Here is a 19,921-nt window from a genome sequence, read left to right as displayed (position 1 = left end):
CCTTCCGGCGACGGCCCCATGCCCCGCCGGCGACGTGAGCCGCCGCACCGATGCGACGCCCCGCGTAATGCGCGCACCGCGCGCCGCGCGATGCGCATGAACTGTCGCGGCGCTAGTGCGCCGCCTCCTTCGATACGCCCGCCGTCGCGGCACCGGCCGCCGGCGCATCCGGCAACAGCGTCGGCCCCGGCACCGGCTGCGCGACCCCGGCCGCCGCGCCGCTCGCGAGCGGCGCTACGGGCGGCACTGGCGCCTGTTCGGGCGCGGTCGCGTTCGCCGACGAGCCGCCGAGCGGCATCGTGATGCGCTGGCCGTTGCGCTCGAACACGACTTCGTCCGGGCCGATCGACACGACCGTCGGCCCGTCCTTCAACCGCGCGCCCTCGAAATAGCGGCTGCCGTCGGCCGTCTCGATGTAGCGCTGGTCGCCGTCGCCGGCGAACACGGTCGTGATCTCCGGAATGCCGGCCATCCCGCCGAGCGTCGTCGTCGTGCGCGGCGCGGCCGGATCGGCATCGCGCACGTGATCGACCACTTCGAGCGCCGGGCGCGCGTCCTTCATGTAGTTGCGGATGCGCGGCTCGATCTGCGCGCGCGCGGCCGCGCCCGTCAGTTCGATCCGGCCGCGGCCGAGATAGGCGACCGTCAGCGCCGTATCGCTGAAATAGGTCTGCGCGGTCGCGACCAGATCGCTGACCACGTAGATGTTGCCGAGCGCCGCGTTGTCGACGCCTGCGACGATCTGCGCGACGCGTTCGCGCGCGGCCGGATCGCTCACGTAGCCCGACACGATCACGCCGTCGTCGCGCGGCGCGACGGCCAGCTCCGGATACGCGTGCAGCAGTTGCTGCAGCCGGTGCGTGCGCGCGAGCACCGATTCGTGCTGCCACGGCAGGCGCCCCGACCACGTGACGAAGCCGTAGCCGAGCGCGCCGAGCAGCACGCCGATCCACAGCGCGACCAGCGCGATCACCAGCCGCCGGCTGCCGAGGCGGCGCAGCCCGCCCGTGAGCCAGCCGAGCCACGCGGCCTCGCGCGCGGCGTCCGGCGCATCGGCTTCGTCGGGCAGCGCGACGCTCGCCTGCGCGTGCCGCGCGATGCCGAGCCGGATCGAGCCGACCGTCACGACGTCGTGCGGCGTCATCGAACGGCGGCCCGTGCCGAGCGGCTCGTCGTTGAACAGCACCGGCGCGCCGGCCTCGCCGCCGTGGTTCTGCACGGTCACCGCGAGCGCGCCGACCTGCAGGCACACCTGTTTCGCGCCGATCTCGCGATCGGGCAGGATCACTTCGCAATCGGCCGCGGTGCCGACCCAGTTCGCGCCGCGCGCGAGCGACATCGTGCGGCCATACATCGGCCCGCTCAGGAAGCACAGGTTCCACGGCGACGCGAGCGCGGCCGGACCGGCCCCCGCGCCTCCCGCGCCGCCGGGCAATGCGCCGTCGCCGTGCGGGTCAATGATGGTCGTCGACATGGGTGGACGCTCCTGCGGTCGTCGCTGCCGGCTGCGATGCCGCATCCTTCGGCGGCGGCAGCGCGGGCGGCCCGAACTTCGTGCCGGGCAGCGGCTTCGGTGTCAGCGGCACCGCGATGTCGTTGTCCGGCGGGCGGTACATCGACATCCCTTCCGGATTGGCCGGGCCGTCGGCGCCCGGGTTCACCGGCGAGCCGTCCGGCGCATACATCGACGCGGTCGTCACCACGCGCGGCGTCAGCAGGTAGAACCGCTCCATGTGGTTGCCCGACTTGTCGGTGTACTTGAACAGGTTGCCGATCAGCGGGATGTCGGACAGCCAGGGCACGCCGCTCTTGTTCAGTTTCACCTCGTCGTCGTTGAAGCCCGCGATCAGCAGGCTCTTGCCTTCGTCGATCATCGTCTTGGTGACGATGTTGCGCTGCTGGATCACCGGCACGTTCGACACGGCCTGCCCCGGCACGACGTTGCCGTCCTGGATGTCGATCGACATCATCACGCTCTGCGGATTGCCGGACACGGCGGCCGCGTTGCGGATCGCCTCGTCGACGATCATCGGCGTCACCTTGATGCTGGTGCCGGTCGTCACGCTGTACAGCGACGAATCCTGGTAGCCCTGCACCTGCACGTAGAACTGCGTGAGGTTCTCGAGGATCGCCTCGGTGTTGTCGAGCGCGAGCACCTTCGGCTTCGAACGCAGTTGCGCCTGCCCCTTCTGCGCGAGCGCGTTCACGCGCGTGAGCAGGTAGTTGCGCAGCGACCCGCCGATCGACGCGGTCAGCGCGATGCCGGTCGGCAGGAAGGTGCCCGTCTGCCCGGTTTCGGACGTGCCGACGCCGAACGTCAGCGGCGGATTGCCCGCGCCGTTGTACTGCGTGTTGCCGTTCAGCGGGTTCTGGCCGTTGCCGATCTGCACGTCGCCGTGCGTCGTGTGCAGGCGCCAGTCGATCCCGAGGCTGTCGAGCGAATCCTCGTTGATGTCGATGATCGTCACGTTGATCTCGACGATGCGCGGCCGCTCGTCGAGCTGGTTGATCAGCGACTGGTAGCGGTACATGTTCTCCGGCAGGTCGCGCACGATCACCGCGTTGATCGCCGGGTCGGCGACGATCTGCGGCAGCGTGTCGCCGCCGCCGGCGCTCGCGAACGGCGAGAACCCGCCGCCCGCGCTGGTGTCGCCGGAATAACCGCCCGTGCGCGGGCCGCCGGAGATATCGGGGAAGTCGAGGCGCGGCACCGCGATCGTCATCCCCGAACCGAGCTTCACCTGGCGCGCGGCCTGCCCGAGCGGCGTGCTCGACGGCGGCGCGTTCGTGCCGCCGCCCTTGCCGAACAGCCGGCGCAGGATCGTCGAGACGCCCGGCACCGTCACTTCCTTGCCCGAGCGATTGATCGTGAAGTCCGACGCCCAGCCGTACTTCAGCCGGAACGCGCGGATATCCGCGTGCGCGCCGTTCGCCGACGGATCGCCGACCGAGCCGACCGCCTGCCGCACGAGCTCGACGTAGCGGCGCGGGCCGGCCACGTACACGCTGTTCGCGCGGTCGTTGATCACGAGCGTGTAGCGCTTGTCGGGAATCTGCATTGCCTGCAGCGCGCGGCCGATTTCGCCGGCCGCATTCGGCGGGATCGGGATCATCTGCGTCTGCGACTGGTCGGCCGGATCGACGTACAGGAACGAGCCGTCGTAGTACCACGTGAGCCCGTAGGTCGAGCAGATCGTGTCGAGCGTCTGCTGCGGCGTGCCCGAGAAGCGGCCGCTGATCACGCCGTCGACCTTCGGGTCGACCACCGCCGTCACGCCCTGCGACGACGCGAGCTCGCGGATGAAGTCGCCGATCTTCTTGCCGTTCGCGACGATCGTGAACGGCTTGTTGCGCCAGCGCAGGTCCGCGGCACGCGCCGGCTGCGCGGGCGCCATGCACAGCGACGCCGTGAGCAGCGCGGTCGCGCACACGGCAAGCGCGGCCCGTTGCAGGCTGCGCGGTTGAAACCGGATCGAGGCGACGCGTCGACGCATCAAAGAACTCCTGTGGAAGAAACGAACATGCGTTCCAGCGCCTGCTGCGCGAAGCGCAGCACTTCGCCGCCGAGCCAGCCCGACAGCAGCACGAGCGCGACCATCACGGCGATCAGCCGCACCGCGATGCCGATATTGGCGTCCTGCACCTGCGTGACGGCCTGCAGGATCGCGACGACGAGGCCCGTGACGGTGGCGATCGCCACGATCGGCAGCGACAGCAGCAGCACGAGCATCAGCGCCTGCCGCGTCAGGTCGAGGATCGTCGAGCTCGTCATTGCACGGCGCCCGGCACGCGCACGTCGGCGCCCGCGCCGATCGTGCCGTCGTCCGGCGGGTTCTTCACCCAGCCGACCGTGTGCAGCTGCACGTCCTCCTCGACTTCCTGATACGACAGCACCGCCAGTTCGGGCAGCACGGGCTGCAGGATCGTCTTCACGTAACGGCGCGCGCCGAGCGCGACCATCACCGCGAGCCGTGCCACGCCTTGCGTATTGCCGTGGCCGCCGGGGCCGGCCGCCTGCGCGGCCTGCACGATCGCGCGCACCTGCTCGCCGATGTCCTGCTTGACCCCGCTCGACAGCGCGAGAAAATTGCCCTGCTTGGTGCGCATCACCGCGCTCTCGATCCGCTCCTGCAGGTTCTGCTCGAACAGCACGACCCGCAGCTGGCGCGTCGTGCCCGCATGGCGGTCGGTGATCATCCGGCGCAGGTCGACGCGTACGAGTTCGACCAGCGCGATCACGTCGTCGGGCTCGTTCGGCGCCCACGTGATCAGGCTCTCGAAGATCACGCGCAAATTGCGGATCGGCACCTGTTCGGCGAGCAGCCGGCGCAGCACCTCGGTGATGCGCTGCAGCGGCACGAGCCGCGTCAGCTCGCCCACGAGTTCGGGGTGATCGCGGCGCACGAGATGCACGAGCGCCTGCGTCTCCTGGATCCCGAGCAGTTCGTCCGCATGCTGGCGCACGATCTGCTCGACGTGCGCGGCGAGCGCGCTTTCGCTCGACAGCCACTTGCCGTCCGGCGCGGCGCCGTCGGGCTTGATCCACAACGCGGTCGCGAACGGGCCGAACGCCTCGGCCGGCTGGCGCTCCGCCCGCTCGGGCAGCGGCGCGACGCCGTCCCACAGCAGCCAGCCCGGCTTCAGCGCGCCGTGCGCGGCGAGCACGTCCTGCAGGTAGATCCGGTACGTGCCGGCCGCCGCGGCCTCGTCGTCGTTCAGCGTGATGCGCGGGAACACCGTGCCGATGTCCGCGTCGACGCGCGCCTTCGCGCTCGACAGCGCGGCCTGCAGTTGCGCGAGGTTCAGGCTCGTGCGCAGTTCGTCGGACAGCGACACCGCGATCAGCGATGTGACGCCCGCCGCGAGCGACACCTTCGCAGGCTGGCCGTCGTCGGCCGTGCCGACGCGCCCCGCGACCTGGATCAGGTTGAAGCTCGGCGCGGTCGTCTTGCGCTTGAGCTGCGAGAGCGCGAACGCGCCGAGGCCGAGCGCGATCAGCGCGAACGACCATTTCGGAAAACCGGGCACGACGAGGAAACCGGCCAGCACGAGCGCCGCGATCAGCAGCGCGCGCGGATGCGCGCCCAGTTGCTCGCCGAGCTGTTCGCCGAGCTGGCGCTGCCGCGCATCGCGCGTCGCGACCCGCGTCGTCACGATGCCGGCCGCGATCGACACGAGCAGCGACGGGATCTGCGACGCCATCCCGTCGCCGACCGTCAGGATCGCGTAGCGCTGCAGCGCCTCGCCGATATCCATCCCGTGCATCAGCGTGCCGACCGCGATCCCCGCGACGATGTTGATGAACGCGATCACGAGGCCCGCGATCGCGTCGCCCTTCACGAACTTCATCGCGCCGTCCATCGCGCCGTGCATCTGCGATTCCTGCTCGAGCTGCTCGCGGCGCTCGCGCGCTTCATCGGCGCTGATGATGCCCGCGCGCAGGTCCGCGTCGATGCTCATCTGCTTGCCCGGCATCGCGTCGAGCGAGAAGCGCGCGCCGACCTCGGCCACCCGCTCCGACCCCTTCGCGATCACGATGAACTGCACGACGGCGATCACGAGGAACACCACGCCGCCCACCACCACGTTGTTGCCGACGACGAGCCGCCCGAACGCGTCGATCACGTGGCCGGCGTTCGCGTGCAACAGGATCAGCTTGCACGACGCGATGTTCAGCGCGAGCCGGAACAGCGTCGTGAACAGCAGCAGTGCCGGGAACGCCGAGAAGCTGACCGCCGACGGCACGTAGGTCGACACCGTCAGCAGCACGACGCTCGCGGCGAGATTCAGCGAGATCATCCCGTCGAGCGCGGCCTGCGGCAACGGCAAGATGAACAGCGCGACGACCGCGACGATGAACGACGCGAGGAACAGGTCGGCGCGCGGCGACGCGCCCCCGAGACGCCGTCCGGACACGCCGCGGCCGGCGGAAAACAACCGCTGCCAGTCGCGGAGGAGCGCCTTCGGTTCTGCCATCGTGCCGTTGTCCTGTCGTTATCGCCGGCTGGCACGGGCAACCCTGCCCCATGCCGCGCGGACCGTTGAATGGGACGAGTGTAGCGACGGGAATCGATGGAAAAAGGGAAGCACCTCGTAGCGCGAAAGCGCGTTTCCCGGCGCCGATCGGATCGGACTACGAAACCCGGCGACGCGTCCGGGCACGCACCGCCGGAACCGCTTCCATCGCGCGCCAGGCCGCCGGCGCGCGCGTCCGGTCAGGACTGCAGCCGGCGCGCGGCGAGGTATGCGAGCTGCGCGCGGTTCTGCACGTTGAAGAGTTTTTCGAGCGAGCGGATGTGGTGGCCGACCTTGTGCAGCGACGTGCGCAGCGCGCTCGCGATCTCCTGGTCGGACAGCCCGTGCACGAGGCGGTCGAGCACCTGCTGCTGCTCGTCGCCGAGCGCGAAGCCGCGCATGCGCGCGATGCGCGCCTCGAGGAACGGCAGCGCGACGCGATGCACGGCAAGGCTGACCGACAGCGCGCCGCCGATCACGCGATCGTCGATCCATTCGGTGCCGTGCGTTTCCGACGTCACGTTCACCGCGACGCGCAGGTCAAGACGCGGCGCCGACAGGCTGAAGAGCACGCCGCTGTTCATCGCGTGCGCGCGCAGATGGCCGGCGAGCGCCAGCACCTTGCGATCGCCGCTGCCCTGCGCGGCCGACTCGATCTCGTCGAGCCGCCACGCGACCGGGAAGCCGCTCTGTCGTACCTGCGCGAACCGCGGGTCGCTCTCGTACAGCATGCCTTCGACAAACGGCTGCATGAACGTCGCCGGCGCGAGATCGCGCAGCAGATGCGCGCACAGGATGCGCCGCCCGATCATTTCGTAGGCGCCGTAACCGAGCGTACTGAAACCGATTTGCCTTAATCGCGCATGGCATTGCGCGAAATCGACCGGAGCGAGGTCGGTTTTACCGGGTGCGATTTGAATGCCGGTAAAAACGTCGCGCTCGATTGCCTGATATTCGTTCGAATAAGCGACAGCGGCCGCTATATCGGCTTGCGAAAACCACTCGACGCGTGGTGCGCCGTCAGCATATGTCATGAGGAGCCCGCCCTTTCCCAATATGTGAAACTGCGCCCCGTCACGATCTGGTCTTTTCTTTATGATTTTCTGGTCGTCGTTATATGCGCGCGAATATGAACCTTTCGCCGCAATTAGTATTACGGCATATTACGCGTACACAGGCATTTTTGTACAATGCCCCCGCGTTTCGTCAGGGATGACGATCGGCGCATATCAAAAACGATGCTCGATCGCACCGCCGCGATTGCCGTACACGATACGGCCGCCGCCAGGCGATGCGCGTCGATTCCGAGGGATGGCTCATGTCCGATATTACATTGCATGAAGAAGCGGTCGCCCCGACCTTGTCCCGCCCGCCGCGCGGGCTGAACGCATGCGCGGACGCGCTGCGGGAGCGTACCGTGCAGGTCGTCTGGTGCGACGACGTGAAGCGCGGCGACGTCGCGCAGCCGCACGCGCCGAAGCTCGGCGTCGCCGATACGCTCGCGCTCGCGCAGAGCACGGCCGAGCGCAACCGGATCGTCACGAGCCTGCTGCATCTCACGGGCTTCTCGACGTTCGCGTACTTCGCGCTCGAATTCGCGCGCGAGCGTGTCGAAAGTCTCTATCTGCACGAAGCGTTCACGCCGGCGACCTATCGCGGCGACTACGTGCGTCACAACCATCACGACGTCGATCCGCGCACGCTCGGCGCGCGCGTGTGCAACATGCCGATCGTGTGGGACCTGCAGCAGTTGCGTCGCGAGCACCGCGAACGCGACGACGGCCCGTGCGTGACCCCGGCCGCACTCGACGGTTTCCTGCAGACGATGCAGGACGACGGGATGTGCAGCGGCATCATGTATTCGATGGCCGTGCCCGGCACGCGGCTGCACGCGTTCATGAGCTTCACCGCGCCGCGCCGCACGCGCGAATGGATCACGCCGGCGACGATCGAGCAGGCGCTGTCGATCGGGCTGTCGGTACACAAGTTCGCGTCCCCGCAGTTGATCTCGACGTCGCGCGAGCGTGCGGTGAACGGGCTCACGCCGTTCGAGCAGGAACTGCTGCTCGGCATCGCCGAAGGCGCATCCGACAAGGAGATCGGCCGGCGCCTCGACACCAGCGCGCACAACGTCGACTATCACCTGCGCAAACTGCGCAAGCGCTTCGGCGTCGCGAACCGGATCCAGCTCACGTACCTGACGTCGAAGCTCGAGCTGATCTGACGGCGACGCGACGCTTCCGGCAAGCGAGCGCGTAAACGCCCATGCCGGCCTCACGGGCCGGCATGGGCGGGTTGCGACGCGGTGCCGGGTCCGGCGCCGCTTCCTGGAAAACGTCCTGCGTTACTTCAGCAGCGTCATCTGCACGACCTTCACGATCACGAGACCGACCGCGATCACGAGATAACCGCGCAGCACGGCCATCCAGATCCGCGTCGCGAGCGTCATGTTCTGCGGCTCGAGCGCGTCGAGCGGCGGCATGCGCCACGTGTCGCGCAGCGCGCGATCGACGGCCGGTTCGACGACGCGCTTGTTGCGGCGAACCAATACCGTCGCAAGATAGCCCGCAATCGCGAGCACGGTGCCGCCCACCAGCACGTCGACAATCGCTTCGCCGCTGATATCCGGATACATCACCGACGCGGTCAGGATGATCGACAGCAGCACGAGCACCCAGATCACCGCGCCCGTGAACACGTTGAGCTTCGTCGAGTTGACCCACGGGCCGAGCACCTGGCGGTCGTTGCACAGCACGAGCAGGAACACGGTCGCGCTCGGCAGCAGCACGCCCGCGAGCGTCTGCACGGCTTCGGTCAGCAGGCCGAGCGGGCTGCCCGGGATCAGCACGAGCGTGGCCGCGGCCGCGACGATGCCGAAGTACACGAGGTAGAAGCCCTTCGCATCGGACACGCCGCGGTGCAGCGAGTGGCGGATCTTGAACACGTCGCCGATCGCATACGCGGTCGACAGCGACACGGCCGCCGCGCCGATGATGCACGCGTCGAGCAGCGCGACCGCGAACAGCGTCGCGCTCGTGCGGCCCGCATACTTCTCGAGGCCCGCGATGATGCCGCCCGCGTCGGTGAAGTTGCCCGCTTCCGGATGCCCGCCGAACAACGCGGTGCTGAAGCCGATCATCGCGACCGCGCCGACCAGCACGAACGCGATGCCGATCCACAGGTCGGCCTTTTCATACTTCATGAAGCGCGGCGTGATGCGCTTGTCGATCACGTAGCTCTGCTGGAAGAACAACTGCCATGGCGCGACGGTCGTGCCGACGATGCCGATCACGAGCAGCATCACGTCCGACAGCTTCGCGTGCGCGGGCCAGTTCGGCACGAAGAAATCGCGCGTCATCTGCGCGACCGGCGGATGGATCGACACGAGCACGGGCACCAGCAGCAGGCTCAGCACGCACAACCCGATCGCGAATCGCTCGAAGCGCCTGAAATCGCCGGTACTCACCGCGGCCATCGTCAGCGCGGCGGCCACGCACACGCCGGCCACCTTCGGCAGCCCGAAGAATTCCAGCACGAACGTGATGCCGATGAACTCGGTGACGATCGTCAGCGCGTTGAGCAGGAACAGGTCGATCACGCTGAACGCGCCCCAGAACTTGCCGAAGCGCTCGAAGATCAGGCGTGCATGGCCGACGCCCGTGACCGCGCCGAGGCGCAGCACCATTTCCTGGTTCACGTACAGCACGGGCACGAGCAGCAGCAGCGTCCACAGCAGCGTCGTGCCGTAGTTCTGGCCGGCCTGCGTATAGGTGCCGAACGCACCTGCGTCGTTGTCGCCGACCATCACGATGAGGCCGGGGCCGATGATCGCGAGCAGCGTGCGCAGCCGCGCCCACCACGTGCCGCGCGCGGCGGTGTCGTGATGCGCGATCGTGCCGAGTGCGCCGCGGATATCGCCGAGGTGGGCTTCGTCGAGCACGGCGCTGCGTTCTGCGGCGATCGGTGGAGAGACGTTGGATGGCGTGGACATGATTTATTCCGTACGGCTAATAGTTATCTGATGAGCGTGTGACCTTGGCATGCGCGCGGGGCGGCCGCCCGTGCCCATGCCGAGGCACGCTCGGCGCTTCTTCAGCGGATCAACGATTTCAGCCGGTTCAGCAGGCGGGAGAACACCCGCGGACGGGCGTCGAGCGTCAGCATCGTGTCGTAGTGGTGACGCGATTCCGTGACGTGCGGAAGATTTGACAGCAGAAGGCCGAAGGTCATGGTCTGGCTCCGTGCGGCGACGGCAGGCGTGCCGGCCGCGTGGTGGGTGCGGGGCCAGTCCGGGGCCTGAACGACGTGTCAGGCTAGTCGGCCGGATTGTCCCTGCGACCCGGGTTCAAAAGGGTCGGTGCGTGCAACGGGCATAAGGGACAACTGTCACTGTCGTTCATGGCGGCTCCTGTGCGGTGTTCCGGAGAACACGGTTGACCGCCGTCCGGCGTGCGGGCCGGCATTCGCGAGCCTGAACAAGGCGTGCGCGAACGCGGCCGCCTGCCAGGCGGCAGTGAAACCGGACGGCGCATGCGAAAACGCATCACGCTAACCGGCGCGAATCAGGGTGCACGTAGGGAGTTGCTGCGGAATACTGCTGCGCGCACCGTTTGCCTGGGTGACAAACGGCGGCTTCGAAGAGGCGCGGACGTCGGTCGCTCAGGCGGAAATTTCGTACGAAGATCGACTACTGCAGGCGTCCAAGGCGACGGCCCCCAAAGTGAAGATGCCGGATTCTATGGACCGCCCGAAACGGAAGTCAACCCGTTGAAACGCGATCGGCGGAAAATATTTTCCGCCGCCGATGCACTGAAAGATTCGGGCCCGAATTGTCGCGGCGAAACCTTTCAACGCGACAGATCGAGTGCGACGGCGATGTGCACGAACAACACTCAGGCGCACCGCCACGCCCGGCACCGTGCCGCCACGATGCCCGTGCCGCAGGCAGCCGCGATGCACGCAACGTCGACGCTTTTTTTACTTGCACCGCAGCAAAAGTCGCGACTACAATCCGCCCCAATTCATCAAGGGAGTCCCTCCGTGGACACATGCTCTAGTTGCAGTTCGATGCCGGTCCAGGCCGGCCAAGCCATCGCGAGATAGCAGCCAGACGCATGTCTTTCGCCGCTAGCTCGCATTCGTCGGGTTAGCGCGCTTCCTCCCGGGCCGGCCATCGCCGGTTCGTCAGTCGCACGCTCCGTTACGTTCCAACCGCCGATCGCAGGCCGCGCCATGCGCCCGCGCTCGGTCACGTCGTCCGGCATCCGCCGGGCCAGACGGAGGCAGCGTCATGTTCTTTCAATCGTTCGCGGTCAGACTCAAGCGCATCGTGCACGTCGCGTGCGACCGCTCGTTCGTTTCCGGCCTCTCGTCGCTCGCCCACGCGCTCAGCAGCTGGCGCGGCGCGGCACTCGCCTACGTGCCGGCGGCGCCCCGCCCGCTCGACTGCGTGCTCGCCGCCGCGATGGCGGCCGCGGTCGCGCTCGCCGCGCTGCTGTGCGCGGCCGCGTCGCGCCTCGGCTTCGCGCAGGTGTGGCGCGTCGGCGGCTGGCTGTCGTAAGCACCGCGTCGTACGGCGGCGCCCGGTGCTGCGTACCACCGCGCGACCACCTCGCGACCGCTTCGCGACCGCTTCGCGACCGCTTCGCAACGCTGCCAGCACCACGCTTTCATTTCATCAGCGTAACTAATCAAATAGTCGACGGAACCTACATGAAGAAATACTCCGAACCCGTTCCGCGCAAGCTCCGCGTCAATGCGCTCACCACGCTGCTGCTGTCGCTCGCCGCCGCGCCCGCGTTCGCGCAATCGTCGCCGCCAGTTGCGGCCGAACCGGCGGCCGGCGCCAGCGACGCCACCGCCCCCGCACCACAGGCCGCCGATGCTGCCGCACCCGCCCCCACCGGCTTCCGGGAGCGCGCGAACCTGCTCGGCAACATGGGCGGCCTGCGCGATGTGCTCGGCGATCACGGCGTCACGCTGAGCCTGCAGGAAACCAGCGAATACCTGTACAACACGTCCGGCGGCACGCATCGCGGCGGCGCCTACCAGGGGCTCACGCAATTCGGTTTCAACGTCGACACCGGCAAGGCGATCGGCCTGCCGGGCGGCACGTTCAACGTGTCGGGGCTGCAGATCCACGGCACCAATCTCACGCAGCGCTACCTGCAGACGCTGCAGACCGCGACCGGCATCGAAGCGAACTCGACCACGCGCCTGTGGGAGCTCTGGTACCAGCAGGCCTTCCTCGACGGCAAGGCCGACCTGAAGATCGGCCAGCAGAGCGTCGACCAGGAATTCATGGTGAGCCAGAACGCGGCGGCGTTCATGAACGCCACGTTCGGCTGGCCCGTGCTGCCGGCGGCCGACCTGCCGGCCGGCGGCCCCGCGTATCCACTGTCGTCGCTCGGCGTGCGGCTGCGCGTGAAGCCGGCCGACGCGTGGACCGCGATGGTCGGCGTATTCGACGGCAACCCGGCCGGCCGCACCGACGGCGACGCGCAGGTACTGAACGCGCACGGCACCAACTTCAACCTGCGCAGCGGCGCGTTCGTGATCGGCGAAGTGCAGTACGCGCTGAACGCGCCGCCCGCAGATCCGAAGGCGCCGCAACCGGCCGGCCTGCCGGGCACGTACAAGCTCGGCTTCTGGTATCAGTCGCAGCATGCGAACGACCCGCGCGTCGGCACCGACGGCCTGTCGCTCGCGAATCCGGCGAGCAACGGCATGCCGGCCACCCATCGCGGCAACTACGGGTTCTATGCGGTCGCGGACCAGATGGTATGGCGGCCGTCGGCCGACAGCCCGCGCTCGGTCGGCGTGTTCGCGCGCGTGATGGGCGCGCCGGGCGATCGCAATATCGTCGATTTCGCCGCCAATGCAGGCGTGACGTTGAAAGCGCCATTCGCCGGACGCGACAACGACGTCGCAGGCCTCGCGGTCGGCTACGCGAAGATCGGCTCGCATGCGCGCGGCTTCGACGGCGACACCGGCGCCTACACGACGCCCGGCTATCCGGTGCGCCGCGCGGAGACGGTCGTCGAGGCGACCTACCAGTACCAGGTCACGCCGTGGTGGCAACTGCAGGCCGACCTGCAGCACTTCTTCCGTCCGGGCGGCGGCATCCCGAACCCGAACGCGCCGGGCGCGCGCATCGGCGACGAAACGGTGGTCGGCGTGCGCACGACGATCACGTTCTGACGCGGGCCGCATGCAGACACGGGCCGGACCGCCGCTTGCGCGACAATCCGGCCCGTGCGTTCGCTTGCAGCGCGCGGCACGCGCCGCGCGTCACTCGCCGTACAGCCCGAGCAGTTTCAGCGTGACGCCGTTGGTCCAGCCGAAGCCGTCCTGCAGCGGATATTCGCCGCCACCGCCGCCGCCCGTACCGGCGCCTTCGACCACGTACTTCTCGACGAGCTTGCCTTCGGTCGCATACACATGCTTCACGTCGGACAGGAAACGCGTGCCGATGTCCTTCGCGAGCGCCGGTTCGCCATAGCGGCGCAGCCCGTCGATCGCGATCCACTGCAGCGGTGCCCAGCCGTTCGGCGCATCCCACTGCTGGCCCGTGTTCTCGGTTGTCGTCGCGAGGCCGCCCGGCTGCAGCAGCGTCTTGCGCACCTCGCGCGCGGTCGCCTTTGCGCGCTCGGGCCATGCGACGCCCGCGAACAGCGGATACAGCGCGGCCGCCGTCACGCCGTCGCGCGGCTTGCGCCACTGCCAGTCGTAGTCGCCGTAATAGCCGTGGCGGTTCCACAGATAATGGTTGATCGCGGCCGCGCGCCGCGCCGCGCGCGCCGAGAAGTCGGTCACGCAAGCGACGTCGCGCGTGACCGTGCAGCCCTTCACGATCGTCGCCTCGAGATGGAACATCAGGCTGTTCAGGTCGACCGGCACGATCGACGTCGTGCGGATCGTCGCGAGCGTCTTGCCGTCGCCGAACCAGCGCGAGCTGTAGTCCCAGCCGCTTTCGGCGCCCGCGCGCAGGTCGCGGTACACGTCGTTCGCCGGACGGCCCGGCGCCGACTTCGCGGTCGTCACGTCCTCGAGATACGACTCGTCGCGCGGCGTGTCGCTCGCATCCCAGTAACGGTTCAGCACCGCGCCGTCGGGCATCGCGACCACGTTGCGCGCGGCCTGCCCGCGCGGCGTCGTGGTTTCGCCCTGCATCCAGTACGCATGCTCCTTGCGCAGTGCCGGCAGGTACTTCTGGTAGATCTTGTCGCCTTCGGCCTGCGCGGCGAGCGTGACCATGTACGCGAAGAACGGCGGCTGCGAGCGGCTCGCGTAGTACGTGCGGTTGCCGTTCGGGATGTGTCCGATCGTGTCGATCAGGTGGGCGAAGTTGTCGAGCATGTCGTCGACGAGATCCTCGCGCCCCGACACCTGCAGCCCGAGCATCGTGAAATAGGTATCCCAGTAGTAGCCTTCGCGGAAGCGGCCGCCGGGCACGACGTACGGCTTCGGCATCGGAATCAGCGAACCGTATGGCGGCGCCGTCGCGCTCGTGCGCGTGAGCTGCGGCCACAGCCAGTCGATGTGCTGGCGCAGCGTCTGGTTCGGCGGCGGCGTCACGCCACCTTCCGCGGGCGGCGTGAAGTGCTGGCCGACAAACGTCTTCAGCGAGAAGCCCGGCTGCGATTTCTGTTGCTGATACAACTGCACGATCGTCGCGGGATCGGTATCGGGCGTCGCGTCGACGAAGGTCTTCTGGTCGGGATAGATCTGCGCGGTCTGCACCGCGACGAACAGGTCGCCGTAGAGCTGGCTCGGCGGCGGCAGCAGCGTGCCCGACGCGGGGGCGGCAATCGCGGCCGCGGTCGGCACCGCTGACTGGCTGGCCGCTTGAGCGGCGGCCTGGTTCGCATTGTCGGCCTGCGCGGCGCAGCCGGCGACGGCCAGATACGCGACGGCCAGTGCGGCGGCCCAGCGAAGACGCGGCGCGGGCGGTGCGAGACGAGGTGAGAGACGAACCGGGAAACGAGCTGTGAAGCGAGATGCAATCGATGCGGCACGACGTGACGTCATGACGTGTCCCCTCCTTTCGATGGTGAGTGGGTCGGCACGAGGTCTCGTTCGCGCGCGCGCTCGTCTCGATGGCCCTCGATCGAGGCGCGTCGTTGTATTCCGCAAGTGAGGCCCGACTGTCGCATGAAACGCGCGCCGCGCGCAAGTTTCGCGGCCGCGACGACGGACCGACACCAGGCGTCATGTCACATGCGGGTCCGGTGCGGCAGTCGTCTCCGACAGTCGTCTCTGCTTCCGCGCCCCGCAACAGGAACGACTGTTGCAACATGCGGAACAACTGTTGTCGTACGTGACTCAACGGTCACATTGTGGGCATAATGGCGTCTTTACCGCGCGCCCAGCCCATGTCGCCCGTCTTTCTAGCACCGCTCATCGTTGCCTGTGCGTTGTTCATGGAAAGCGTCGACGCGAACATCATCGTCACCGCGCTGCCCGCGATGGCAAGGGACTTCGGGCACAACCCCGTCACGCTGAACATTGCGATCACGGCCTACGTGGTCGGGCTCGGCGTGTTCATCCCGATCTGCGGCTGGCTCGCCGACCGCTTCGGCGCACGCTCCGTCTTCCGCACCGCGATCGGCATCTTCGTCGTCGGCTCGCTGATGTGCGCGGCCTCCAATTCCCTCGGCGTGCTCACGTTCGCGCGTTTCGTGCAAGGCGTCGGCGGCGCGATGATGGTGCCCGTCGGCCGCATCATCATCTTCCGCGCGGTGCCGCGCGCCGATCTCGTACGCGCGATGAACTACCTCGCGATTCCCGCGCTGTTCGGGCCCACGCTCGGGCCGCTCGTCGGCGGCTTCATCACGACCTACCTGCACTGGCGGATGATCTTCTTCATCAACGTGCCGATCGGCATCTACGGGATCTATCTCGCGAGCAAGCACATCGCGAACACGCACGAGCCCGATCCGGGCCCGCTCGACTGGTTCGGCTTCCTGCTGTCGGCAAGCGGCGCCGCCTTGCTGCTGATGGGCCTCACGCTGCTCGACGGCTCGCTCACCTCGCGCACGAACGCGGTGACGATGTGCGTGACCGGCACCGTGCTGCTCGCGCTCTACGTGCCGTACGCGCGTCGCAAGGAGCGCCCGGTGCTCGACCTCAGTTTCCTGAAGATCCCGACCTACCACGCGAGCGTCGTCGGCGGGTCGCTGTTCCGGGTCGGCCTCGGCGCGGTGCCGTTCCTGCTGCCGCTGGCGCTGCAGGAAGGGCTCGGCATGAGCGCGTTCCATTCGGGGCTCATCACGTGCGCGTCCGCGCTCGGCGGCGCGGTGAGCCGCTCGACGGCCACGCATACGCTGCGCCGCTTCGGCTTTCGCACGGTGCTGATCTACAACGCGGCATTCGCGGGCCTCGCGATCGCGGCCTACGGCGTGTTCCATCCCGGCATGCCGACCTGGGCGATCTGGCTGATCGTGCTCGTCGGCGGCATCTTCCCCGCGCTGCAATTCACGAGCCTGAACTCGATGATCTACGCGGACATCTCGCCGCGCGACGCGGGGCGCGCGACGAGCCTCGGCAGCGTCGTGCAGCAGATGTCGCTCGGGCTCGGCGTCACGGTCGCCGGCCTCGTGCTGCACGTGTCGCACTGGCTGCAGGGCCATCAGACGATGGTGTGGTCGGATTTCTGGCCCGCGTTCGTCGTGGTCGGGCTGTGCTCGTTCGCATCGATTCCGATCACGCGGCGGCTGCCGCCCGGCGCCGGCGACGAAGTCGCGCGCGGCAGGCGGCAATAAGCGGCTGGCATGTCGGGGAAACGCGTGCCGCGGCATGACACGCCGCACGGTGGCCGGTGAAAAACCGGAAAAACAAAAAAATCAGCGGACATCCACACGGGGCCGGTGCACAGCCGCATGGATGTCCGCTCAGGGCTCCGGGTCTCCCGATGGGGGTTGAGAATCCCGGATTCGCTTCCTGCGTGCCATGGACATATGTGCGTCGGAAGCGGAATCGTTGCGCGCACTTATCGTCGCGCCATGCAGTGCACTATAAGGAAACTTGCGAAACGCATCTGTCAAGCATTGTCAGACGCGACTCATCGGCGCGTCGCACGCGCGTGCTGCATTCGCGCTAAAGTGGTGCCCGACTGCCACCCACAGCCGCCATGCCGATGCTTACGCTCTCGCCCGCCGCCGCCCGCGCGCTGCATCTCGCCGCGCAGGGCCTGCTGACGCCACCCCGCCGCAAGGCGACCAAGTCCGACGTGCTCGACACGATCCGCCGGATGGCGCAGTTGCAGATCGATACCATTCACGTCGTTGCGCGCAGCCCGTATCTCGTACTGTTCAGCCGTCTCGGCGATTTCTCGCCGCAGTGGCTCGACGAACATCTCGCCGAGGCGCGCCTGTTCGAATACTGGTCGCACGAAGCGTGTTTCCTGCCCGTCGAGCAGTTCGGCCTGATGCGCTACAAGATGCTCGATCCGTCGGGGATGGGCTGGAAATATGCGGCCGAGTGGCATGAGCAGAATCGTCCCGACATCGAGCGGCTGCTCGCGCGGATTCGCGCCGAAGGGCCCGTGCGGTCGGCCGATTTCGTCCGCGAGGATGGCGTGAAGGGCAACGGATGGTGGGATCGCAAGCCCGAGAAGCGTCACCTGGAAGTGCTGTTCACGACGGGCGACCTGATGGTGTCGGAGCGCCGCAATTTCCAGCGCGTCTACGACGTGCGCGAGCGCGTGCTGCCCGGCTGGGACGACACGCGCGACCTGCCGCCGCGCGACGCCGTGCTGCCCGCGCTGCTCGACTACACGTGCCGCGCGCTCGGCGTCGTGCGCGCGGACTGGGTGGCCGACTACTACCGGCTGCCGCGCCGTTCGTACCGCACGGAGCTGGAGCGGCTCGCGGACGCGGGCGACCTTATTCCGGTGGAGATCGCCGACTGGAAGGAGCCCGCCTACGTGCATCGTTCGCTCGACGCGTTGCTGCCGGCCGCCGAGGCCGACACACTGCGCTCGACGGTCACGACACTGCTGTCGCCGTTCGACCCCGTCGTATGGGACCGGCGGCGCGCGGCGACGCTGTTTGGTTTCGATTACACGATCGAGTGCTATACGCCCGGGCACAAGCGGCGCTACGGCTATTTCTGCCTGCCCGTGCTGCATCGCGGCCGGCTGGTCGGCCGCGTCGATGCGAAAGCGCATCGCGCGCTCGGCACGTTCGAACTGAAGGCCGTCCATGTGGAGCCGGGCGTGCGGTTCGGCACGGGGCTCGCGGCCGACGTCGCGAAGGCCGTGAAAAAGCTGGCGGCGTGGCACGGCACGCCAGCTGTGACGGTGACGGTCGCGCACGCGCCGCCCGAACTGGTGAAGGCGCTGGCCGGCGCGTAACGGTCACGAAGCTGGCTCACGAAGCCGGCTCACGACGCCGGCTCGCGCAGCGGCGCGCCCGCGCCGGCTGCGGATCAGTCGCGCAGCTTGCGAAAACGCGGCGTGCCGTCTTCGAGGTTCCCGTTGAACATCGCTTCCGGCCGCACCCACAGCCCGCGCGCATGCGGCCACAGATGCTCGTACACGACCACCGATTCCTCGGTTTCGGAATGGCGGGCGACGCCAATGTAGCGATACAGCCCGCCCTTGTAATGACGGTGCGTCGCGAGCTGTTCGGCTTCCTGTTCGGTCATGATGGGCTTCTCTTCGGCAAAAACGGAAAGCGCGTATTGTATGCGCTGCGCCGCGCGTCAGCGTTTCGCGTAGAGGTCCGGGCGACGGATCTCCATCAGCCGCTCGGGATTCGCGGACGGCCCGAAGCCGACCGGCCGGTACAGGTCGTGCGCGTCGGTCGTCACGAGCATGATGCGGCGCAGGCGCTGCACCATCTCCTGCGCGAACACGTGGTCGATCAGCGCGCGGCCGTAGCCGTTGCCGCGTTCGGCGGGAAGCACGAACACGTCGCACAGGTACGCGAACGTCGCGTGATCGGTAACGAGCCGCGCGAACCCGACCAGCCGGTCGCCGACATACGCGCCGAAGCACAGCGAACCCTCGATCGCACGCTCGACCACCTCGCGCGGAATGCCCTGCGACCAGTATGCGTCGCGGTGCAGGAAGTCGAAGATCGCATCGATGTCGAGTTCGCGCTTGTCGGTGGAAAATCTCAGCGTGGCGGGGGCGGCAGCGGGCACGTCTGTTCTCCGGTTGGAGGGGCGGAAGGCGGAGCATCGACGATACCGCGCTGGGCGGCGTGCTACAAGCGGCTCCTGGCGGCTGCGGCCCAATAGATGCGTACGCTCTTCGCCGGACGATGACGCCAACCGCTACCGGCCATCGACCAACCTGCACAACAACCCGTACATACTCTATCGACCGTGCCATACTTGTACAGTTACGTGTACAAGTGAGGCAAATGATGCGCACGATTCATTTTTCGGATGCCCGCGGCAATCTGAAGACCGTCATCGACCAGGTCGTCGACGATGCGGACGTGACGCTCATCACACGTCGCGATGCGCCGAACGCCGTCATCATGTCGCAGGACTACTACGACAGCCTGATGGAGACGGTTCACTTGCTGCGCTCGCCGGCCAACGTCGCCCATCTCGAACGCTCGATTGCGCAACTACGCAAGGGCAAGGCGAAAGAACACAAGCTCCCCGAGGATGATGAATGAGCGTACGCCGCGCGCTTTTTACTTCCGACGCGTGGGACGACTATGTCTATTGGCAGGGGCAAGATCGCAAGACGCTCAAGCGCATCAACCAGCTCATTCGCGAAGCCCAGCGAACGCCGTTCGAAGGCATCGGCAAACCCGAACCCTTGAAAGCCAATCTCTCCGGCTTCTGGTCGCGCCGTATCGACGACACGAACCGTCTGGTCTATGAGGCTGACGCCCCTCAGATCAGCATCGTGTCCTGCCGCTACCACTACGCGTAGCGCGAGTTC

The 19,921-nt window shown here is 67.8% G+C and carries 18 protein-coding genes; 8 read left to right on the top strand and 10 right to left on the bottom strand.

Features of this window, described 5'->3' with window-relative positions:
* Positions 1–112: 112 nt before the first annotated feature.
* The 5 genes from sctD to CUJ89_RS20985 all read right to left on the bottom strand — a co-directional run bounded on the left by sctD (position 113) and on the right by CUJ89_RS20985 (position 6,998).
* Entirely contained in the window at positions 113–1,474 is a 1,362-nt protein-coding gene (gene sctD, locus CUJ89_RS21005) for a type III secretion system inner membrane ring subunit SctD (RefSeq protein ID WP_114179392.1), read from the bottom strand.
* Entirely contained in the window at positions 1,455–3,494 is a 2,040-nt protein-coding gene (gene sctC, locus CUJ89_RS21000; protein ID WP_114179391.1) for a type III secretion system outer membrane ring subunit SctC, read from the bottom strand. Before sctC ends, sctD begins: the two co-directional genes overlap by 20 nt.
* Positions 3,494–3,772, bottom strand: coding sequence for a type III secretion system export apparatus subunit SctS (sctS, locus tag CUJ89_RS20995; protein ID WP_034194311.1), 279 nt, complete (start codon positions 3,770–3,772; stop codon positions 3,494–3,496). Before sctS ends, sctC begins: the two co-directional genes overlap by 1 nt.
* Complete coding sequence (gene sctV, locus CUJ89_RS20990; protein ID WP_114179390.1) at positions 3,769–5,976, bottom strand: type III secretion system export apparatus subunit SctV; 2,208 nt, start codon at positions 5,974–5,976, stop codon at positions 3,769–3,771. Before sctV ends, sctS begins: the two co-directional genes overlap by 4 nt.
* Positions 5,977–6,215: 239 nt before the next feature.
* Positions 6,216–6,998 carry a helix-turn-helix transcriptional regulator gene (locus CUJ89_RS20985; RefSeq protein WP_236655083.1) on the bottom strand — a complete coding sequence of 261 codons (783 nt, stop codon included), beginning with the start codon at positions 6,996–6,998 and terminating at the stop codon, positions 6,216–6,218.
* Here CUJ89_RS20985 and CUJ89_RS38570 point away from each other — a divergent pair.
* Together CUJ89_RS38570 and CUJ89_RS20980 are read left to right on the top strand one after the other, a co-directional pair.
* Positions 6,879–7,148: a hypothetical protein gene (locus CUJ89_RS38570; protein ID WP_236655096.1), complete on the top strand. Its 270-nt coding sequence runs from the start codon at positions 6,879–6,881 to the stop codon at positions 7,146–7,148. The two genes, CUJ89_RS20985 and CUJ89_RS38570, sit on opposite strands and share 120 nt — an antisense overlap.
* Positions 7,149–7,333: 185 nt before the next feature.
* A complete protein-coding gene (locus CUJ89_RS20980; RefSeq protein WP_114181474.1) occupies positions 7,334–8,239 on the top strand; it encodes a helix-turn-helix transcriptional regulator in 906 nt (301 codons plus the stop codon).
* Positions 8,240–8,359: 120 nt separating this feature from the next.
* Here CUJ89_RS20980 and CUJ89_RS20975 read toward each other — a convergent pair whose 3' ends face one another.
* Positions 8,360–10,006 carry an Nramp family divalent metal transporter gene (locus CUJ89_RS20975; RefSeq protein WP_114179388.1) on the bottom strand — a complete coding sequence of 549 codons (1,647 nt, stop codon included), beginning with the start codon at positions 10,004–10,006 and terminating at the stop codon, positions 8,360–8,362.
* 101 nt (positions 10,007–10,107) lie between these two features.
* Complete coding sequence (locus CUJ89_RS38325; protein ID WP_201752380.1) at positions 10,108–10,245, bottom strand: hypothetical protein; 138 nt, start codon at positions 10,243–10,245, stop codon at positions 10,108–10,110.
* A gap of 1,060 nt (positions 10,246–11,305) precedes the next feature.
* Between CUJ89_RS38325 and CUJ89_RS20965 the strand changes: the two genes are divergently transcribed.
* Together CUJ89_RS20965 and CUJ89_RS20960 are read left to right on the top strand one after the other, a co-directional pair.
* Positions 11,306–11,575, top strand: coding sequence for a hypothetical protein (locus CUJ89_RS20965; protein WP_114179386.1), 270 nt, complete (start codon positions 11,306–11,308; stop codon positions 11,573–11,575).
* A 152-nt stretch (positions 11,576–11,727) separates the two neighbouring features.
* Positions 11,728–13,215 carry a carbohydrate porin gene (locus CUJ89_RS20960; RefSeq protein ID WP_114179385.1) on the top strand — a complete coding sequence of 496 codons (1,488 nt, stop codon included), beginning with the start codon at positions 11,728–11,730 and terminating at the stop codon, positions 13,213–13,215.
* Positions 13,216–13,305: 90 nt separating this feature from the next.
* Here CUJ89_RS20960 and treA read toward each other — a convergent pair whose 3' ends face one another.
* Positions 13,306–15,045, bottom strand: coding sequence for an alpha,alpha-trehalase TreA (gene treA / locus CUJ89_RS20955; protein ID WP_114179384.1), 1,740 nt, complete (start codon positions 15,043–15,045; stop codon positions 13,306–13,308).
* A 344-nt stretch (positions 15,046–15,389) separates the two neighbouring features.
* Between treA and CUJ89_RS20945 the strand changes: the two genes are divergently transcribed.
* Both CUJ89_RS20945 and CUJ89_RS20940 read left to right on the top strand, forming a co-directional pair.
* The gene (locus CUJ89_RS20945) at positions 15,390–16,778 is read left to right on the top strand and encodes an MFS transporter (protein ID WP_114179382.1); all 1,389 of its coding nucleotides are present in this window, start codon (positions 15,390–15,392) and stop codon (positions 16,776–16,778) included.
* Positions 16,779–17,152: 374 nt separating this feature from the next.
* Positions 17,153–18,370 (top strand): winged helix-turn-helix domain-containing protein, encoded by a 1,218-nt coding sequence (locus tag CUJ89_RS20940; RefSeq protein ID WP_114181473.1) that lies wholly within the window; start codon positions 17,153–17,155, stop codon positions 18,368–18,370.
* A gap of 74 nt (positions 18,371–18,444) precedes the next feature.
* Here the strand turns inward: CUJ89_RS20940 and CUJ89_RS20935 are convergent, their stop codons facing one another.
* Positions 18,445–18,663, bottom strand: a complete 219-nt coding sequence (locus CUJ89_RS20935; protein WP_006480837.1) for a DUF1653 domain-containing protein — start codon at positions 18,661–18,663, stop codon at positions 18,445–18,447.
* A gap of 57 nt (positions 18,664–18,720) precedes the next feature.
* Positions 18,721–19,164, bottom strand: a complete 444-nt coding sequence (locus tag CUJ89_RS20930) for a GNAT family N-acetyltransferase (RefSeq protein ID WP_114179381.1) — start codon at positions 19,162–19,164, stop codon at positions 18,721–18,723.
* Positions 19,165–19,388: 224 nt separating this feature from the next.
* Here CUJ89_RS20930 and CUJ89_RS20925 point away from each other — a divergent pair, with 224 nt between their 5' ends.
* Together CUJ89_RS20925 and CUJ89_RS20920 are read left to right on the top strand one after the other, a co-directional pair.
* The gene (locus tag CUJ89_RS20925) at positions 19,389–19,649 is read left to right on the top strand and encodes a type II toxin-antitoxin system Phd/YefM family antitoxin (RefSeq protein WP_114181472.1); all 261 of its coding nucleotides are present in this window, start codon (positions 19,389–19,391) and stop codon (positions 19,647–19,649) included.
* Complete coding sequence (locus CUJ89_RS20920) at positions 19,646–19,912, top strand: Txe/YoeB family addiction module toxin (protein WP_114179380.1); 267 nt, start codon at positions 19,646–19,648, stop codon at positions 19,910–19,912. Before CUJ89_RS20925 ends, CUJ89_RS20920 begins: the two co-directional genes overlap by 4 nt.
* The last annotated feature ends 9 nt before the right edge of the window (positions 19,913–19,921 follow it).

It is taken from the genome of Burkholderia pyrrocinia, assembly GCF_003330765.1.
GTDB lineage: Bacteria > Pseudomonadota > Gammaproteobacteria > Burkholderiales > Burkholderiaceae > Burkholderia > Burkholderia pyrrocinia_B.
Note: the sequence above shows the minus strand (reverse complement) of the source record. Positions and strands in the feature narration are given on the sequence as shown.